The organism is Paraburkholderia dioscoreae (assembly GCF_902459535.1).
Taxonomy (GTDB): domain Bacteria; phylum Pseudomonadota; class Gammaproteobacteria; order Burkholderiales; family Burkholderiaceae; genus Paraburkholderia; species Paraburkholderia dioscoreae.
The window spans coordinates 1,584,938-1,601,282 of the sequence record NZ_LR699553.1 but is presented as its reverse complement, the minus strand read 5'-3'; the positions used below and the strand labels follow the sequence as shown (position 1 = coordinate 1,601,282).

Genomic DNA, 16,345 nt, shown 5'->3' with positions numbered 1-16,345 from the left:
GGCGCCCGAACCTCCGGCCGGGAGCCGACGATTCTACGACGCCCCGCCGGACTCTGCTGCCGCCGGCCCAGGCTCATCAAGCCGCCGGCCGGCCGTGGCACGCATATTGCGGTGCCCGACTTCGCCCTCTATGTGTCGTGGCGCACGGAGCGCCGCGATGCAAGGGTTGATCGTGCGCAAGGTGCGCACGCGAACCGCATCGGCACAATTCAGACTACTCGGCCGCGGCCATTCAGTGATAGAACTGGCAGACGGGCCCGCGAAGACGGAGCCGCCTGGCAGCACGAATCATCAGGGAGAGCAAGCGACCGAACCATCCGGGGCATACTAACCAGCAACCATCTTGCATGGGACCGGAGTCGGCGCTTCGCGCTCACTCCGGTCGATAAAGGAGACAGACATGGACACTCCGGCACGGCTGAACGATCTGCAACGCACCACCCTCGCCATCGTCCTGGCGGGCGGACGGGGCACGCGGCTCGGGCCGCTTACCAACAAACGCGTCAAGCCGGCCGTGCACTTCGGCGGCAAATACCGGATCATCGACTTCGCGCTGTCCAACTGCCTGAACTCCGGCATCCGCCGCATCGCAGTCGTCACGCAGTACAAGGCGCACTCGCTGCTGCGTCACCTGCAGCGCGGCTGGAGCTTCCTGCGCGGCGAGTTCGGCGAGTTCATCGACCTGTGGCCCGCGCAACAACGCGTGGAAGGCGCGCACTGGTATCGCGGCACCGCGGACGCGGTGTTCCAGAACCTCGACATCATCCGTTCCATCCGGCCGAAATACGTGGTGGTGCTGGCCGGCGACCACATCTACAAGATGGACTACACGCGCATGATCGCGGACCACGCGGAGAGCGGCGCGGACTGCACGGTCGGCTGTATCGAGGTGCCGCGCATGGACGCGGTGGCCTTCGGCGTGATGCACGTGGATGAAAACCGCCGCGTGACCGGCTTCGTGGAAAAGCCCGCCGACCCGCCCGCCATACCCGGCCGCCCGGATACGGCGCTCGCCAGCATGGGCATCTACGTGTTCAGCGCCGACTACCTGTATTCGCTGCTCGAGGAGAACATCTCGTCCGTCGACACCGATCACGACTTCGGCAAGGACATCCTGCCGCGCGTCGTCACGCAAGGCATGGCGATCGCGCATCCGTTCAGCATGTCGTGCGTGTCGTCGGACCCGAACGTGGAGCCGTACTGGCGCGACGTCGGCACGATCGACGCATACTGGGCCGCCAATCTCGACCTCGCCTCGACCATTCCGACGCTCGATCTCTACGATCGCAGCTGGCCGATCTGGACATATCAGGAACAGTTGCCGCCGGCCAAATTCGTGCGCGACATGAAGGGGCTGCAGGGCTCGGGCAATAATCTGATCGTGTGCGGGGGCTGCGTGATCTCGGGCTCGCAGATCTCGCGCTCGGTGCTCTCGTCGAACGTCAAAGTGAGTTCGTTCTGTAACATCAATGAGGCAGTCTTGTTGCCGCAGGTTACCGTCGGCGCGAGCTGCCGGCTGCAGAAAGTGGTGATAGACCGCGGCTGCGCGATACCGGACGGCACGGTAATCGGCGAAGATCCGGTGAGCGATGCCGAGCGCTTTTACCGTACCGACGACGGCGTGGTGCTGGTCACGCCGGAAGCCTTGCGGCAGACGGTGAAGTAAGGCCGGCCGCCAGCCGCGAGCCGCACCAACCCAGGATGAGACGGAGCCTATGACGATTCGCGCCCTGCACGTCGCAAGCGAGCTGTATCCCCTCCTCAAAACGGGCGGTCTCGCCGACGTCGCGGGCGCGCTGCCGCCCGCGCTGATCGAGCGCGGCGCCGATGTGCGCGTGCTGTTGCCCGGCTTCCCGGCGGTGGTGGCCGGTTTGACCGATCTCGCGCCGGTCGCGCAACTGGGGCGCCGGTTCGATGCACCGGGCGTCACGCTCGAACGGGGCACGCTGGCGTCGAACGGCCTGATCGTCTATGTGATCCGCGCGAGCACGCTGTACGACCGGCCCGGCAATCCCTATCTGAACGACGAGCACGTGCCGTACGGCGACAACGCCCAGCGTTTCGCGTTGCTCGGCTGGGTCGCCGCGCAACTCGGGCAGCAGCTTGACCCGGCCTGGTCACCACAGATCGTCCACGCGCACGACTGGCATGCGGGGCTCGCGCCAGCCTATCTGAAAGCGGCCGAACGCCAGCATGGCCGGTCTTTCGCGCGCAGCGTCTTCACGGTGCACAATCTCGCGTATCAAGGCGTGTTTCCCGCGCACCAGTTCGGTCAACTGGGCCTGCCGGCGGACTACTTCAGCATGCACGGCGTGGAGTTCTACGGGCAACTGTCGTTTCTCAAGGCCGGCCTTTACTTCAGCGACCGCATCACCACCGTGAGCCCCACCTACGCGCGCGAAATCCAGACGCTCGCCCAGGGCGGCGGACTCGACGGGCTGCTGCGCCATCGCTCGCACGACCTGAGCGGCATTCTGAACGGCGTCGACTACACGGTCTGGAATCCGGCCAGCGACGCGCTCCTCGAAGACCACTACAGCGCCACGCGCCTCGCCGGCAAACTGGCGTGCAAGGAAGCGCTGCAAAAATGCTTCGGCCTCGCGCAGAAAAGCGACGCGCTGCTGTTCGGCGTGGTGAGCCGCCTGACCGAACAGAAAGGCCTCGACCTGCTGCTCGAGGCCGTGCCCGAAATCATCAAACATGGCGGCCAACTGGTGGTATTCGGCACCGGCGACCCAGCGCTGGAAAACGGTTTGAAACGCGTCGCGCATGCGCACCCGGAAGTCGTCGCGGTGGAACTCGGCTTCGACGAGAAGCTCGCGCATACGATCGTCGCGGGCAGCGACGTGATCGCGGTGCCGTCGCGTTTCGAGCCCTGCGGCTTGACTCAACTGTATGCGCTCGCTTACGGCTCGCTGCCGCTCGTGCATTGCGTGGGCGGTCTTGCAGACACGGTGGTGGACGCGTCGCTCGAAAATCTCGCCGACGACCTCGCCACCGGTTTCGTGTTCGAACGCTTCGATCTGAAGGGCATAGGCGCCGCGATCCGCCGCGCCTTCGCGCTCCATGAACGCCGCGCCGAATGGAAAGCGGCCCAGCGGCGCGCGATGCGCCAGGACTTCGGCTGGGGCGCCTCGGCGGAGCGCTATCTGGCGCTCTATCGCGAGCTCGCCTGAGCTCGCCCGACGTGGCCACCTGGCCTCAACTGCGTGGAGCCTTGAGTCGCCGAAGCCGGCTTGACCCGTCTTTTCCGGGCGGCCAGCGCTCTCGCCGCCCAGCCTGCGCCGCCCGCGCGTTTGATGGTTCGACGCAACAACTCGGGGACGGATCAACTCGCGCGCGGCAAACTCATGTATTGTTTCCTGACGATGCAGAGTGTGCCGATTTCCTGCACCATCTGAAGCAGTCCTGCCGCATCAGGCATTCCGCACCTGCCGGATCGCCGCCGCGGCGCATCCTTCCTGTTTTCATTGATCGCGCCTACCCGTTTGCGCGGGCCATACCATGACGAAAAACGTTCTGAGCATCCAGTCACATGTCGTCTTCGGTCACGCCGGCAACAGCGCGGCCGTGTTTCCGATGCGTCGGCTCGGCGTCAACGTGTGGCCGCTCAACACCGTGCAGTTCTCGAACCACACGCAATACGGTCATTGGACCGGCGGCGCGATCGACGCCGCGCAAATGGTGGATCTGGTCGACGGCATCGGCGCGATCGGCATGCTGCCGCGTTGCGACGCCGTGCTTTCCGGCTATCTGGGCACGCCCGAACAGGCGCAGTCGGTGCTGGAGATCGTCAAGGCGGTGAAGGCCGCCAATCCGCGTGCATGGTACTTCTGCGATCCGGTCATGGGCGCCGTGAGCGGCTGCAAGGTCGAGCCGGGCATTCAGGAATTTCTCGTGCGCACCATGCCCGAAGTGGCCGACGCAATGGCGCCGAACCACACCGAATTGCAGCGTCTGGTGGGCCGCGAGATCGAGACGCTGGAGGAAGCCGTCACGGCGTGCCGCGAGCTCATTGCGCGCGGGCCGAAGCTGGTGCTGGTCAAACATCTGCTCGATCGCAACAGCCCCGCCGACCGCTTCAACATGCTGGTCGTCACCGAACGCGAAGCATGGATGGGACAGCGCCCGCTCTACCCGTTCGCACGGCAACCGGTGGGGGTGGGCGATCTGACGAGCGCGGTGTTCGTCGCGCGTACGTTGCTCGGCGATTCGATCCGCGCCGCCTTCGAACACACGCTTGCCGCCGTGAATGCGGTGGTGAAGGCAACCTGGCAAGCGGGACGCTACGAGCTCGAACTGGTCGCCGCGCAAAGTGAAATCGCGCAGCCGCGCGAGTGGTTCGATGCATGGGTGGCGGATACGGCGTAGGTGGCGTGCAGGCACGCCTGCGCCAGGTCATCCCCGCACTACGGGAGCGGAAATGCTGTTATACGCCAGCACGAGCGATCCGTAATGGCCGCCGCCACGAGCGAGGTAACTCATGCCGCGCGCCCGCGCCAGTCAGCGGGCCGTCCTATAATGCGTGCCGCGTGGACGAGGCCCGTGCCCTTCCGCGCCGCACTTTCAGGCACCCGGCATTCAGCAGACGAGGCATCGATGGACGGTTATATCCGCAGCGAGCGGGAAGAATATTTTGAGCAGTTGTGCATCAGCGTCGATGCCGACGAGACGCACGAACAGGAAGCGATCGAGTTCTTCGAGAGCCAGTTCGACCAGGCCGATTTCGATCCCGCGCAGTGGCTCGACATTGCGCTCTACTATTCGCCCGCGGTGGCGCGCGGCATCGTCGACATGGTGACGCCGGACGACAAAGCGCGCAGCAATATCGCGGAAGTGATCGCCGACAACCTCGACATCTCGTACGGTGAGGACGAATGCCAGCAGTTCGCCGAGACCATCGAATTCGCGCTGAACAACGGCGTGCCGGTGGATCTCGACCTCGTGCTCGACGGCTGCCAGCGCGCCATCGACGATCTCGACACATGGGCCGACGACGACACCAAGGCGCCCCTTCTGCGTCTGCGTGAAGAATTGCTGCGCCAGCAAGGCGAGCACTGAGCGCTCGGCTTTAGTTCGCACTTCACGACGCCTTTACCTCGGCGCAGGCATGCGGGATCGTTCCCGACGCTGCGCCGCGGACACCCGGCCGGCGCATTCGCGCCGGTCTCTTAAGCATGTGCCGCAATCGGCACCCCCGCGCCGGCATCCGTACCCGCACGCTGTCAGCGAATGCGCTGCGTCGGCTATGCCGAAATGCTCATTCAAAACGCCTTGAACTGCCAAGACGACGGCAAATTGGCTTTCTATATTCGGGCCAGATTGACGGACGGATGAACGCGCCGGTGCGTCCCCAGGGGGCTTCCCTCGGGCGTATTCCACTATTGTTTATGGCGACCGATCATCCGAGTCTCCCGATGCGCGCCGTGCAATGTGCACGCTCGTGCGTCGAAATCCAGCGTTACTGCCTTGCCGCTTTCACACCCTGAACTGTCGATGGAAGGAGAGACCATGAGTCTTCGCAATACGCTGAAACCGCTTGCCCTGTTCGTTGGCGCTATCTTCGCCGTCGCGCCACCGGCCACGTTCGCCGACGACCTGCCGGTGAAGATCGGTTTTGCCGCGCCGCTGACGGGCGCCAACGCCGGCTACGGCAAGGATCTGGAGAACGGTGTCCGGCTCGCGATCGAGGAAGCCAACGCGCAGAAGATCAAGATCGGCGACAAAGTCGCGCAATTCCAGATCGTTTCCGAAGACGACCAGGCCGACCCGCGCATCGGCGTGCAAGCCGCGCAGAAGCTGGTCGACTCGGGCGTGTCGGCCGTGGTGGGCCACTTCAACTCGGGCACGACGATTCCCGCCTCGCAGATCTACGAGCAGGCCGGCATTCCGGTGATCGACCCGGCGGCCACGAATCCGGTCATCACGGGACGCGGCTTCGCGAACACCTTCATGGTGATTTCCACCGACGGGCAAAACGCCGGCAATGCGGGCGTGTATGCCGTGCAGGTGACCAAGGCCAAACGCATCGCGATCATCGACGACCGGACCGCGTTCGGCCAGGGCGAGGCCGACGAATTCGAGAAGGCGGTGAAAGCACATGGCGGCAGCATCATCGCGCGTGAGTACACCGACAATAAAGCAGTCGATTTCAGCACGCAGATCACCAAGCTCAAATCGACCAACGCCGATCTGATTTTCTTCGGCGGACTGGACACGCAGGCCGCCGGCTTCGCGAAGCGCATGAAGCAGCTGGGCATGAACGCGCAACTGGTGGGCGGCGGCGGCGTGATGGATCAGGATTTCATCAAGCTAGCCGGCGATTCGGCTGAGGGCGTGATGGCCTGGGAATATGGACGGCCGCTCGCCCAACTGCCCGGCGGCAAGGATTTCTCCACGAAGTTCAAGAAGCGTTTTGGCGTGGATATCCTGTCCTACGCGCCGTTCGGCTATGACGGCGCATGGGCCGCGATCAAGGCCATGCAGCAGGCCAAATCCGCCTCGCCGAACGTCTACCGGCCCGTGCTCAAGGCCATCGATTTCGACGGCGTGACCGGCAAGATTTCGTTCGACAGCACCGGCGCGTTGAAGAGCGGCGCATCGACGCTCTATCAGGTCAAGAGCGGAGCGTGGGTGCCCATCGTGACGAAGACGGGCAGCTAAGGTACTTTCCGGTTCCGGCATGGGTTTCGTTGTTTGCGCCCGTGCCGGCAACATCGCTACCGATTCTTCGAATCCGTAACCTTGACGACCAGTCCGGCATCGAGATCCCGCTCGATTCGCACGAGGTCGTCGTGCATTTCGGCGAATTCATTAGCAGAACACATCTGATGGCCAAAGGCGGCGCGCAGGTGCCGCCTGACCTGCAGGAGCCGCGCGGCGGGATCGAACACGTAGCTGGATGAAAACGTCACGAAGCGGTTCTGCACCGCGGTGTCGGCCGGCAAATCCGTCACCCGCGCGAAGCGCGGCAGCGTCATTTCCAGCGTCTCGTCGAATTCTCCACCTATGCAAGTCCACGGCTGAGTCCTCAGAGGCTCCGCAAGCCACGCCTGCACCTGCGAGCCCATGCCGCCGGAGAAACTCGTCAACGCCGGTATTGCAGTGGTGCCGTCGGTCCAGACGAAATGCTCCACTTTTCCCTGCATCGACGTGGCAAACGGCCCATTTGTGGCGATGAGATCCGCCGTGTGCAATTGCGCGGTGCCGTGCAGACCCGTCTGTAATAAACGGTTCGCGGCGATTTGCTGCGTGCGTTGCCGCGTCGCCCGCCGAAACGTGTTGCGCTCTATTTCGGCGGTAAAACCCGCGTCTTCCGCGCGGTAGGCGTAATGCGCCGCGCCGCTTTCATCGACGTCGATCTGCACGCGCGCGCTGCGTTCGCGCAACTGCGTGGCCGGCGTTCGCGAAAGGACGCCCTCGTCCACCAGCAGCACCGGCCTGTCCATCACGCTCGGCGGCAGATAACCGAATGCCGTGCCGCCGGCGGTCGTATCCGCATACAACGACAACTCAGGAATCCAGACAATCGCGTGATTGATTGCGCTTGCGCCGTAGCCGGGCACGTCGGGCAAACTGTAGTACGGCCCGAGGTTGAGCAACACAGCCTCGCTGCGGATGCCGACCGCGGCGAGCAATGCCCCATAGAGCGCGACATGATCCTTGCAGTCGCCATAACGGTTGCGCAGGATATCGATCGTCTTGTGCGGAATCGCCGCCGTCTCGCCGAGAAACAAGGCCACGTAGCGGATATTCAAACGCATCCAGTCGTACAGCAACTGCGCCTTCGCGCGCGGGTCGGCGGCGCCGGCGGTCAGCGCTTGCGCGAGGCGGACGATCGCCGGATCGCCAATCGTCGCGTCGAGCGCGGGCCCGCGATACCGCGCGGCAAAATTCGCGAAGTCCGGCACCGTCGATACCATCAGGCGGTCGCCCCAGTTCGCATAGCCGACCGACCCCGCTTCGAGCGGCGCATACGGCCCGTGCCGATAGTCGAACTCGTAGCGGGTACGGCCGTTGGCCGTGACCGGCGGCACAGCGACGTAGCCGCGCGCGTCGGCATAAAGCGGCACGTCGGCGGGCAGATCGAAAATCAGGCGCTGCAGTTCGACGGGGTCGCGCGTCGGTTCGACGAGATACGCGAAGGTGCCCGCCTGCAACGGTTTCGTGCGGGTCTTGCGAAACGCCAGATGCACGCGTGAGCCCGGCTCCACGCCGGGGAAAATCACCGTGCGCAACACACCGTCCTCGAAGCTCGGCGCGCCTGCGGAGCGCGGCTCCTGCACGTCGCGGATCGCCTCGGGACCGACGGGATGCGCGACGCCGCCCGGATCGATCGTTTCCGCGGCCAGCAACTGCACCTGCTCGATGTCCTTGTTGAACCACACATAGCGTTGCGCGATATCGTCGACGCCGCTCGTCGTGTTGGCGCGCAGAACCGTGTCGTCGTGTTCCTCGATGGAGCCGTCTTTCTGGATCGTGAAGAGATGGACGTCGCGCTCGATTGTGGAGGGCGCGAGGTCGTCGCCGGATACGGTGGACGCGCTGTCGTCGGCCCATGCGATAGCCGGCGACAGTGCGCCAAGCGTCAGCCAGAAGGCCAGCCTGAGAAAAACCGCCGGGCACCGCCTCATGTGCACCGCGCCCTGCCCGGCGCGCGCGTGGCTCGCGGACTCGAAGCGAATGCAACGCGAAACATGCGCCGCACCGTTCGCGCGACGCATGGCGAGACAGTGACGCCGGCGAGCGCCCGCTGCAACGTGACGGCTATTTTCCCCAAGATGCACCCCGGCTCAGTTCGTAGCGTGGTTTTAGCACATTGGCAGCCGGCGCGCGTTTTCGTTGTTTCCACCCGTTTCACTAGTCCCGATCCAACTACTTGGAATCGAAGAAGCACACATAATGAACGGACAGCAGCGCGCCATTACTCCGTTTCGCCGAGCTGCCCGAGTAAAGCCTGCAACCGCTCCACGTGCCTGAGCAGCAGATGGCGATGTTTTTCGATCTGCTCCAGCCGCCCCGCGAGATCGGCCTGGATCGGATCCTCGAGATCGGCGGCGGCGATCACGTCTTCCACCTTGGCGCGCACCAACGCCAGTTCCACCGGCGCATGACTCAGATGCCGCTCGAAACGCCGCACCTCCTGAATCGCCACGTCGCGGACCTTGCGAAAATGCGCCTGCCGCCGGTGCGTTTCAGCGTCGAGGGTTTCTTCTTCGACACGTCTGGCCGGTCCCGGCTGGCCGAAGATCGGCTCAGGCGGGCGCAGCACCGTCTTCTTTCGCACGGGATGCGCCGTACCGCGAAAGCGCGCGAGCGGCTGTTCGTTGTCGATCGCTTCGCGTGCGTTGAGCGGTATGTCCTGCTCGGTGTGCGGGACGTTCATCCAGCCACCCGGCAATCCGGTGACCGCTTCGATCCCCCGCACGAATTCCTCGCTGAATTCGCGTTGACCGGACAACATCAGTTTCAGGTAGCTCGCGGAAAAGGTCATCATGCGCGCGAGACGCGTCGCCGCACCGACCTCGCGGGTCAACAGCACCAGGTTCGCTCGCCAGACCGGGAGCAGCAATTCGTCGGAATCTTCCATCGCTGGGTCTTCCATCTTTTTGCCCGATGTAGTGATCACGCGCTCGCGCGCGTCATCGTTTTGAAAGGGTAGCCGCTTCACCGCATAACGCGCAATCCCGGCATCTCAGCGCGTGAGCGTCGATCTGTCGTAATTACACGCCACCGCGCCAATGCACACCGTCAGCCGCCCTTCACCGCCAGAGGCGGTTCGCGGCGCTCGCCGTTGTGAATTGACACGTGCGTCTGGTCAGCGTTCCTCCGCACCACGCGCGCAATGTGGCATGCTTGCAAACCGCTGCGGTACGCCCCGTGCTGCAGCGTTAGTACCCCAACACTGAGTTAAGGATTCTGTAATGAAGAAGATCGTCCTCGCCATCGCGGCTGCCGTCGCCGCACTGAGCGCCATCGCTCCCGCACAAGCGTATGAGCATCATCATCATCGCGAGTGCCACAAGGTACGCGTTCATCATCACTGGGAAAACCGCTGCCATTAAGGGTGGCGCCATGCCCTGACCGGCACGGCACACTGCAAAGCCCCGCTAGAAGCGGGGCTTTTTTTCGCCGGCAAGGTTGGGCACGGAGCAACGCGCCATACGCGTTCCATACGTTCTGCGCGAACACGGCAGCATGCAATCACGGACACATGCTGTTACACCTTTGCGGCGTAAGCCGACGCGGACACGGCGTTGCGCAACTTGCGCAGCGTCGTGAACCGCGTGGAAGAGAAGAGAGAGAGCCCGCAGTGCAGGCTACAACGTATAACGCCGGCGTCACGCCGCCTCGACGCGCTCCAATGCATTGACGACGAGCGCTTCCAGCAAGGGCTCGACTTTCGCAGCCAGCGTTTCGTCATACGCATACGGCATGTGCTCTTCCATATACGTGATCTGCGACAGTTCGAGTTGCAAGGCATGCACGCCTTGCGACGGCTGCCCGTACTCGCGCGTGATGTACCCGCCCTTGAAGCGGCCGTTGGCGATAGCCGAATAGCCGCCGTCATGCCGCTCGACGATAGCGGCCATTTCCTCGGCCAATCCCGCCACCGCGCTCGCACCATTGGCCGTGCCGAAGTTGAAATCGGGCAGACGTCCTTCGAAGAAACGCGGCACGTGCGAGCGGATCGAATGCGCTTCCCACAGCAGCACTCTGCCGTGTTTCGCTTTCAATGCCGCGAGCTCGCCCTGCAGCGCCTCGTGATACGGTTTCCAGTAAGCATCGCGACGACGCGCGACTTCGGCCTCGGTGGGCAGATGGCCGTCGAGATACAACGGTTCCTTGTCGAAGGTATCGACCGGCAACAGGCCAGTCGTGTCCTGACCCGGGTAGAGGTTCGCGCCGTCGGGCGGACGGTTCAGGTCGATCACGTAACGCGCGTAGGTCGGCGAAAGAACCGACGCACCCATGCGTGTCGCGAACGCGTAGAGACGATCCAGATGCCAGTCGCAATCGTCGGTGCGTTGCGCGACCGGCGTCATGGTCGCGGCGATGTCGGCGGGAATTTGCGTGCCGAGATGTGGAATCGAAACAAGGAGCGGCAGGCGTCCCTGATGCAGCGAGAAAACCGGCGGTGTATTCGAAGCAGTCATGTCAGTCCGGAATCGATAGGATCGAAGAATCAGTTCAGCAGATCGTGCAAAGGCCCGCTCGCGCGCTTTATTTGAGCAGTTCCGCAAGCGCCACGCGATAGCGCGCGTACGCGCCCTCTTCATCGCGATGCCGGCGGTTGTCGACGACCTTCTCGCCACCGGCATAGACATCGCGAATCGGCGTATCGCCATGCTCGCAGAATACAACGCCCGAGAGCCACGTGTCCGGCACATGCTCGGCGATGTTCGAATGATCCGCGTCGAGCACGAGCCAATCGGCGCGGCGGCCCGGCTGCAAGGCGCCGACCGCGCGGCCCGTCGCGCGCGCGCCGCCTGCCAGCGCGGCGTCGTACAGACGGTCGGCGACATGCGTCGCTTGCGCCGACGCCAGCACGTTGCGCTGCCGCCGTGTGAGGCGCTGCCCGTATTCGAGCAACCGCAGTTCCGCGCGCCAATCGACGCCGATATGGCTATCCGAGCCCACGCCAATGCGCCCTTGCGCGTCGAGATAGTCCTGCGCCGGAAAAATGCCGTCGCCGAGATTGGCTTCGGTCGTCAGGCACAAGCCGGCGACGGCGCCGCTCTTCGCGAGCGCCAGCGTTTCGTTGGTATCCACATGGGTGGCATGCACGAGGCACCAGCGGCTGTCGACATCGAACCGATCGAGCAGCCATTGCACCGGACGCGCCCCTTCGGTTTCGAGGCACGCGTCGACTTCGGCGGTCTGTTCGGCAATATGAATATGCACGGGCGCGGTGCCGTCGATACCGCCGAGCAGCGCGCGCAATGAATCCGCGGAAACCGCGCGCAGCGAATGCGGCGCCACGCCATAACGCAACGCGGCGCTTTCAGGGCGCGCCGCGCGCAACGTGCCGAGCAGATCGAGCAAACTCTCCGGCGTGTTGATGAAACGCCGCTGATCGTCACGCGGCGCACGTGAGCCGAAGCCGCCGTACTGATACAGCACCGGCAGCATCGTCATGCCGATCCCGCTCGTTGATGCCGCATCCACGACACGCTGCGCGAGTTCCGCCTGATTCGCATAGCGCTCGCCCCCCGGCATGTGATGTACATAGTGAAACTCGCACACCGACGTATAGCCCGCCTTCAGCATCTCGATGTACAGCCACTGTGCGACGCTCGCCAGACCCTCCGGCGTGATGCGCGCGGCGAAGCGATACATCAGATCGCGCCAGCTCCAGAAATTATCCGTGGCGCCCGCGCCGGAGGCAGCGCGATATTCGGTGAGGCCGGCCATCGCGCGCTGAAACGCGTGAGAATGAAGATTCGGCATGCCAGGCAATACCGGACCGGCGGCTTTTTGCACGCCGGCGGGCACCGTGGAAGTATCAGGCGTAACGGCCGTCAGCGTGCCGTTTGCGTCCCACTCGAGCAGCACGTTGCGGCGCCAGCCATCCGGCAGATACGCGTGCCCGGCGAATAGCGATTGATTCATGGGTTGCTTCTGCGATTGCGATTGCGATTGCGTCATCTCAAGCCCTGGCTCGATTCACGCCGCGCATAAACGGTCTCGCCCGCACGCACCACTCGCGCGCACAACGGGCGTCCAATCCAGTAAGCCAGCTCGGCCAGCGAGTCGACCGACCACACCGCGAAATCGGCCGCGCGCCCTGCTTCCAGCGAGCCGTGCCGATCCGCCTTGCCGAGCGCGCGCGCCGCGTGCGACGTCACGCCTTGCAGCACTTCGGGTACGGTCATGCGAAAGAGTGTGGTCGCCATATTCATCATCAGCAGCAGCGACGTGGCGGGCGACGTGCCGGGGTTGCTGTCGGTCGAAATCGCAATCGGCACCTGATAGCGCCGCAGCAATTCCAACGGCGGCAACTGCGTCTCGCGGATGAAGTAATACGCGCCCGGCAGCAACACGGCCACCGTGCCGGCTTCCTTCATCGCGGCAACGCCGGCTTCGTCGAGAAATTCGAGGTGGTCGGCGGACAGCGCATGATGACGCGTCGCGAGTGCCGTGCCGCCGCCGTTCGACAACTGCTCGGCATGCATTTTCACCGGCAGTTGGTAACGCTCCGCCGCCTTGAAGACGCGCTCGCTCTGTTCCAGCGAAAAGCCGATGCGCTCGCAGAACACATCGACCGCGTCGACGAGACCTTCGTCCGCGAGCGTCGGCAGCATCGTGTTGCAGACTTCGTCGATATACGCATCGGCGCGGCCGGCGAATTCAGGCGGTAGCGCGTGCGCGCCGAGAAACGTCGTGTAGACCGTCACGGGATAACGCTCGCCCAATTGACGCGCTACGCGCAGCATCTTGCGCTCACTGGCGAGATCGAGGCCGTAGCCGGATTTGATCTCGACGGTCGTCACGCCTTCAGCGAGCAAGGGTTCGAGCCGCGCAGCCGACTGACGCAGCAGCGAGGCTTCGTCCGCGGCACGCGTGGCGCGCACCGTGGAGACGATACCGCCGCCCTGCCGCGCGATTTCTTCGTAGCTGACGCCCGCGAGGCGCTGCGCGAACTCGTCCGCGCGTTGCCCGCCGTACACCAGGTGCGTATGGCAATCAACGAGACCGGGCGTCACCCACGCGCCGTGCAGATCTTCGCGCGGCCATGCGGCGTAGCCGGCGGGCAATGCGGAGGCCGCGCCGAGCCACACGATCGTGCCGTTTTCAACGGCGATCGCGGCATCGGGCAGCGTGTGTTGGGGATCGCCCTGCGGGCAAAGTTTCAGGTGATGCCAGACGGTTTGCTTCATCGCGTGCTCTTTGCAGCTTGTTGCGTGTCTGTGGTGGTTCGCGTGCGTGCGCCGTGACATTGGCGAGTATGCACGCGAATCGTCGTCATCTTTTTGCGTAGCGGATGCTGATCGCGAGCAAGGCGCCCTCGCCTTCCACCGCGCATGACAGCGCGTGCGGCGAATCGATGCGCAGCGTGTCGCCGGTATCGAGCGGCAGCGGTTGCGCGTCGCCGGGCGTGACCCGCACGGCACCTTGCGCGCAATACAGCAGAACCGCGTCAGCAGAAAGCGTGCGTTGCGTTGGCCCGCGCCATACTTGCACTTCCCCCTGCGCCGCGTCGCGACGCACCATCAGGTTGAAGTCGCGCGTTGCGCCGTCGACGAGGCGTGCCTCGATGCGCGCCTCGCCGGTGAAATGGGCCATGTCGAGCGCTTGCGTCAACGCGTAGGTCTTCACGCCGTGCGCGCTGCTCCCGTCGCCGGCTTCGTCGAGCAACATGCCCGCGCCGGACAACAACACGAGCGTGCGATCAATGCCGGCAAAGCGCGAGAACGGCCCGGCTTGCGCGACATCGGCCACGCTCACCCGCCATACGAAAGCATCGAGCCCCGCGCCTTCGGGAAACGCCGCCACCTCGCGCGTGACGCCGCCGCCGTTCTTCCACGGCGCCGCCACGAGTTCGGCGCCGCGAATCAGCGTGAGGGTTGCCCCGCCGACGACGAGCGTGCCGTGAAGCGCCACGATCAGCGGCCCAGCATCGGCAGATTGAGACCTGCCTCGCGCGCCGTTTGCTGCGCGAGTTCATAGCCCGCATCCGCGTGACGCATCACGCCGGTAGCCGGATCGTTGAACAGTACGCGACCGAGGCGCTCTTTTGCGGCATCCGTGCCATCGGCGACGATCACGACGCCCGAGTGCTGGCTAAAGCCCATGCCGACTCCGCCGCCATGATGCAGCGACACCCACGAGGCGCCGCCCGCCGTATTCAGCAGCGCGTTGAGCAGCGGCCAGTCGCTGACTGCGTCCGAGCCGTCTTTCATGGATTCGGTTTCGCGATTCGGGCTCGCCACCGAACCGGTGTCGAGGTGATCGCGGCCGATCACGATCGGCGCCTTCAGTTCGCCGTTCCTGACCATTTCGTTGAACGCCTGACCCAGACGATAGCGATCCTTCACGCCGACCCAGCAGATCCGCGCGGGCAACCCCTGGAACGCGATGCGTTCGCGCGCCATGTCGAGCCAGTTGTGCAGATGCGGGTCGTCGGGGATCAATTCCTTGACCTTCGCATCGGTCTTGTAGATATCCTCAGGATCGCCCGACAGCGCGACCCAGCGGAACGGACCCTTGCCTTCGCAGAACAGCGGCCGGATATACGCCGGCACGAAACCCGGGAAATCGAACGCGTTTTGCACGCCCATTTCCAGCGCCATCTGACGGATGTTGTTGCCGTAGTCGAGCGTGGCGGCGCCGCGTTCCTGCAGCGTCAGCATGGCTTGCACCTGGTTGGCCATCGACTGCTTGGCCGGCGTGATGATCGAATCCGGCGCGGTCTTCATGCGCTCACGCCAGTCTTCGACGCGCCAGCCTTGCGGCAGGTAGCCGTGAATCGGATCGTGCGCGCTGGTCTGATCGGTCACGCAATCCGGCGTGATGCCGCGCGTCACGCACTCGGCGAACACGTCGGCGGCATTGCCCAGCAGGCCGATCGACACCGGCTTGCCGGCCTGCTTCGCTTCGTCGAGCATGGCGAGCGCTTCGTCGAGCGTCTTCGCTTTCTTATCGACGTAGCGCGTCTTCAGGCGGAAGTCGATGCGCGTCTCGTCGCATTCCACCGCGATCATCGAGAAACCGGCCATCGTGGCCGCGAGCGGCTGCGCGCCGCCCATGCCGCCGAGGCCGCCGGTCAGAATCCAGCGACCCTTCGGCTCGCCGTTGAAATGCTGGTTCGCCACCGAGAAGAACGTCTCGTAGGTGCCCTGCACAATGCCCTGGCTGCCAATGTAGATCCAGCTGCCCGCCGTCATCTGGCCGTACATCATCAGGCCCTTGCGGTCGAGTTCGTGGAAGTGTTCCCACGTCGCCCAATGCGGCACCAGATTCGAATTCGCCAGCAGCACGCGCGGCGCGTCGGCATGCGTGCGGAACACACCGACCGGCTTGCCGGATTGAATCAGCAGCGTTTCGTCTTCGTTCAGATCCTTCAGCGACTTGAGAATCTGATCGAAGCAATCCCAGTTGCGCGCCGCACGGCCAATGCCACCGTACACGACCAGCGCATGCGGATGCTCGGCGACTTCCGGGTCCAGATTGTTCTGGATCATCCGGTACGCGGCTTCCGCGATCCAGGTCTTGCAGGTCTTTTCCGCGCCGCGCGGTGCGCGGATCGTGCGGGTCGGATCGAGACGCGGGTCGATGTGTTTCGGGTTGTTCATGATGGCCCTCGGAATGCTTGAAGATGGTCGAAAAAGATTCGGGTTCGGAA

At 64.3% G+C, this 16,345-nt stretch carries 13 protein-coding genes; 6 read left to right on the top strand and 7 right to left on the bottom strand.

Annotated features, from left to right (window positions below):
• The first annotated feature begins 400 nt into the window (after positions 1-400).
• The 5 genes from glgC to PDMSB3_RS07110 all read left to right on the top strand — a co-directional run bounded on the left by glgC (position 401) and on the right by PDMSB3_RS07110 (position 6,663).
• Entirely contained in the window at positions 401-1,666 is a 1,266-nt protein-coding gene (gene glgC / locus PDMSB3_RS07130) for a glucose-1-phosphate adenylyltransferase (protein WP_007182406.1), read from the top strand.
• A 49-nt stretch (positions 1,667-1,715) separates the two neighbouring features.
• Entirely contained in the window at positions 1,716-3,176 is a 1,461-nt protein-coding gene (glgA, locus tag PDMSB3_RS07125) for a glycogen synthase GlgA (protein WP_165185563.1), read from the top strand.
• A gap of 328 nt (positions 3,177-3,504) precedes the next feature.
• Positions 3,505-4,371: a pyridoxal kinase PdxY gene (pdxY, locus tag PDMSB3_RS07120; RefSeq protein ID WP_007182408.1), complete on the top strand. Its 867-nt coding sequence runs from the start codon at positions 3,505-3,507 to the stop codon at positions 4,369-4,371.
• A 228-nt stretch (positions 4,372-4,599) separates the two neighbouring features.
• Positions 4,600-5,061 (top strand): hypothetical protein, encoded by a 462-nt coding sequence (locus PDMSB3_RS07115; protein WP_007182409.1) that lies wholly within the window; start codon positions 4,600-4,602, stop codon positions 5,059-5,061.
• 450 nt (positions 5,062-5,511) lie between these two features.
• Entirely contained in the window at positions 5,512-6,663 is a 1,152-nt protein-coding gene (locus PDMSB3_RS07110; RefSeq protein WP_165185561.1) for a branched-chain amino acid ABC transporter substrate-binding protein, read from the top strand.
• 56 nt (positions 6,664-6,719) lie between these two features.
• Here the strand turns inward: PDMSB3_RS07110 and PDMSB3_RS07105 are convergent, their stop codons facing one another.
• Both PDMSB3_RS07105 and PDMSB3_RS07100 read right to left on the bottom strand, forming a co-directional pair.
• Entirely contained in the window at positions 6,720-8,633 is a 1,914-nt protein-coding gene (locus tag PDMSB3_RS07105) for a DUF3857 domain-containing transglutaminase family protein (RefSeq protein ID WP_165185558.1), read from the bottom strand.
• 290 nt (positions 8,634-8,923) lie between these two features.
• On the bottom strand, positions 8,924-9,589 hold the full coding sequence (locus tag PDMSB3_RS07100; protein WP_165185555.1) for a hypothetical protein: 666 nt from the start codon (positions 9,587-9,589) through the stop codon (positions 8,924-8,926).
• A gap of 334 nt (positions 9,590-9,923) precedes the next feature.
• On the opposite strand from PDMSB3_RS07100, the gene PDMSB3_RS07095 reads away from it, so the two are divergent.
• Positions 9,924-10,064 carry a hypothetical protein gene (locus PDMSB3_RS07095; RefSeq protein ID WP_165185551.1) on the top strand — a complete coding sequence of 47 codons (141 nt, stop codon included), beginning with the start codon at positions 9,924-9,926 and terminating at the stop codon, positions 10,062-10,064.
• Between the two features lie 276 nt (positions 10,065-10,340).
• On the opposite strand, the gene hutG is transcribed toward PDMSB3_RS07095, so the two are convergent.
• The 5 genes from hutG to hutU form a co-directional block, all read right to left on the bottom strand.
• Complete coding sequence (gene hutG / locus PDMSB3_RS07090) at positions 10,341-11,156, bottom strand: N-formylglutamate deformylase (RefSeq protein WP_165185548.1); 816 nt, start codon at positions 11,154-11,156, stop codon at positions 10,341-10,343.
• A gap of 67 nt (positions 11,157-11,223) precedes the next feature.
• Positions 11,224-12,612: a formimidoylglutamate deiminase gene (locus tag PDMSB3_RS07085; protein ID WP_085954228.1), complete on the bottom strand. Its 1,389-nt coding sequence runs from the start codon at positions 12,610-12,612 to the stop codon at positions 11,224-11,226.
• A gap of 32 nt (positions 12,613-12,644) precedes the next feature.
• Positions 12,645-13,880 carry an imidazolonepropionase gene (gene hutI, locus PDMSB3_RS07080; protein ID WP_007182416.1) on the bottom strand — a complete coding sequence of 412 codons (1,236 nt, stop codon included), beginning with the start codon at positions 13,878-13,880 and terminating at the stop codon, positions 12,645-12,647.
• Positions 13,881-13,965: 85 nt separating this feature from the next.
• A complete protein-coding gene (locus PDMSB3_RS07075; RefSeq protein WP_007182417.1) occupies positions 13,966-14,604 on the bottom strand; it encodes a HutD/Ves family protein in 639 nt (212 codons plus the stop codon).
• A gap of 2 nt (positions 14,605-14,606) precedes the next feature.
• Positions 14,607-16,295 carry a urocanate hydratase gene (gene hutU / locus PDMSB3_RS07070; RefSeq protein ID WP_007182418.1) on the bottom strand — a complete coding sequence of 563 codons (1,689 nt, stop codon included), beginning with the start codon at positions 16,293-16,295 and terminating at the stop codon, positions 14,607-14,609.
• Positions 16,296-16,345 lie beyond the last annotated feature (50 nt).

Excerpts from the sequence above, each read along its gene's own strand:
- glgC (WP_007182406.1), top strand. The coding sequence starts at position 401 with ATGGACACTCCGGCACGGCTGAACGATCTGCAACGCACCACCCTCGCC.
- glgA (WP_165185563.1), top strand. The coding sequence starts at position 1,716 with ATGACGATTCGCGCCCTGCACGTCGCAAGCGAGCTGTATCCCCTCCTC.
- pdxY (WP_007182408.1), top strand. The coding sequence starts at position 3,505 with ATGACGAAAAACGTTCTGAGCATCCAGTCACATGTCGTCTTCGGTCAC.
- PDMSB3_RS07115 (WP_007182409.1), top strand. The coding sequence starts at position 4,600 with ATGGACGGTTATATCCGCAGCGAGCGGGAAGAATATTTTGAGCAGTTG.
- PDMSB3_RS07110 (WP_165185561.1), top strand. The coding sequence starts at position 5,512 with ATGAGTCTTCGCAATACGCTGAAACCGCTTGCCCTGTTCGTTGGCGCT.
- PDMSB3_RS07105 (WP_165185558.1), bottom strand. The coding sequence starts at position 8,633 with ATGAGGCGGTGCCCGGCGGTTTTTCTCAGGCTGGCCTTCTGGCTGACG.
- PDMSB3_RS07100 (WP_165185555.1), bottom strand. The coding sequence starts at position 9,589 with ATGGAAGATTCCGACGAATTGCTGCTCCCGGTCTGGCGAGCGAACCTG.
- PDMSB3_RS07095 (WP_165185551.1), top strand. The coding sequence starts at position 9,924 with ATGAAGAAGATCGTCCTCGCCATCGCGGCTGCCGTCGCCGCACTGAGC.
- hutG (WP_165185548.1), bottom strand. The coding sequence starts at position 11,156 with ATGACTGCTTCGAATACACCGCCGGTTTTCTCGCTGCATCAGGGACGC.
- PDMSB3_RS07085 (WP_085954228.1), bottom strand. The coding sequence starts at position 12,612 with ATGAATCAATCGCTATTCGCCGGGCACGCGTATCTGCCGGATGGCTGG.
- hutI (WP_007182416.1), bottom strand. The coding sequence starts at position 13,880 with ATGAAGCAAACCGTCTGGCATCACCTGAAACTTTGCCCGCAGGGCGAT.
- hutU (WP_007182418.1), bottom strand. The coding sequence starts at position 16,295 with ATGAACAACCCGAAACACATCGACCCGCGTCTCGATCCGACCCGCACG.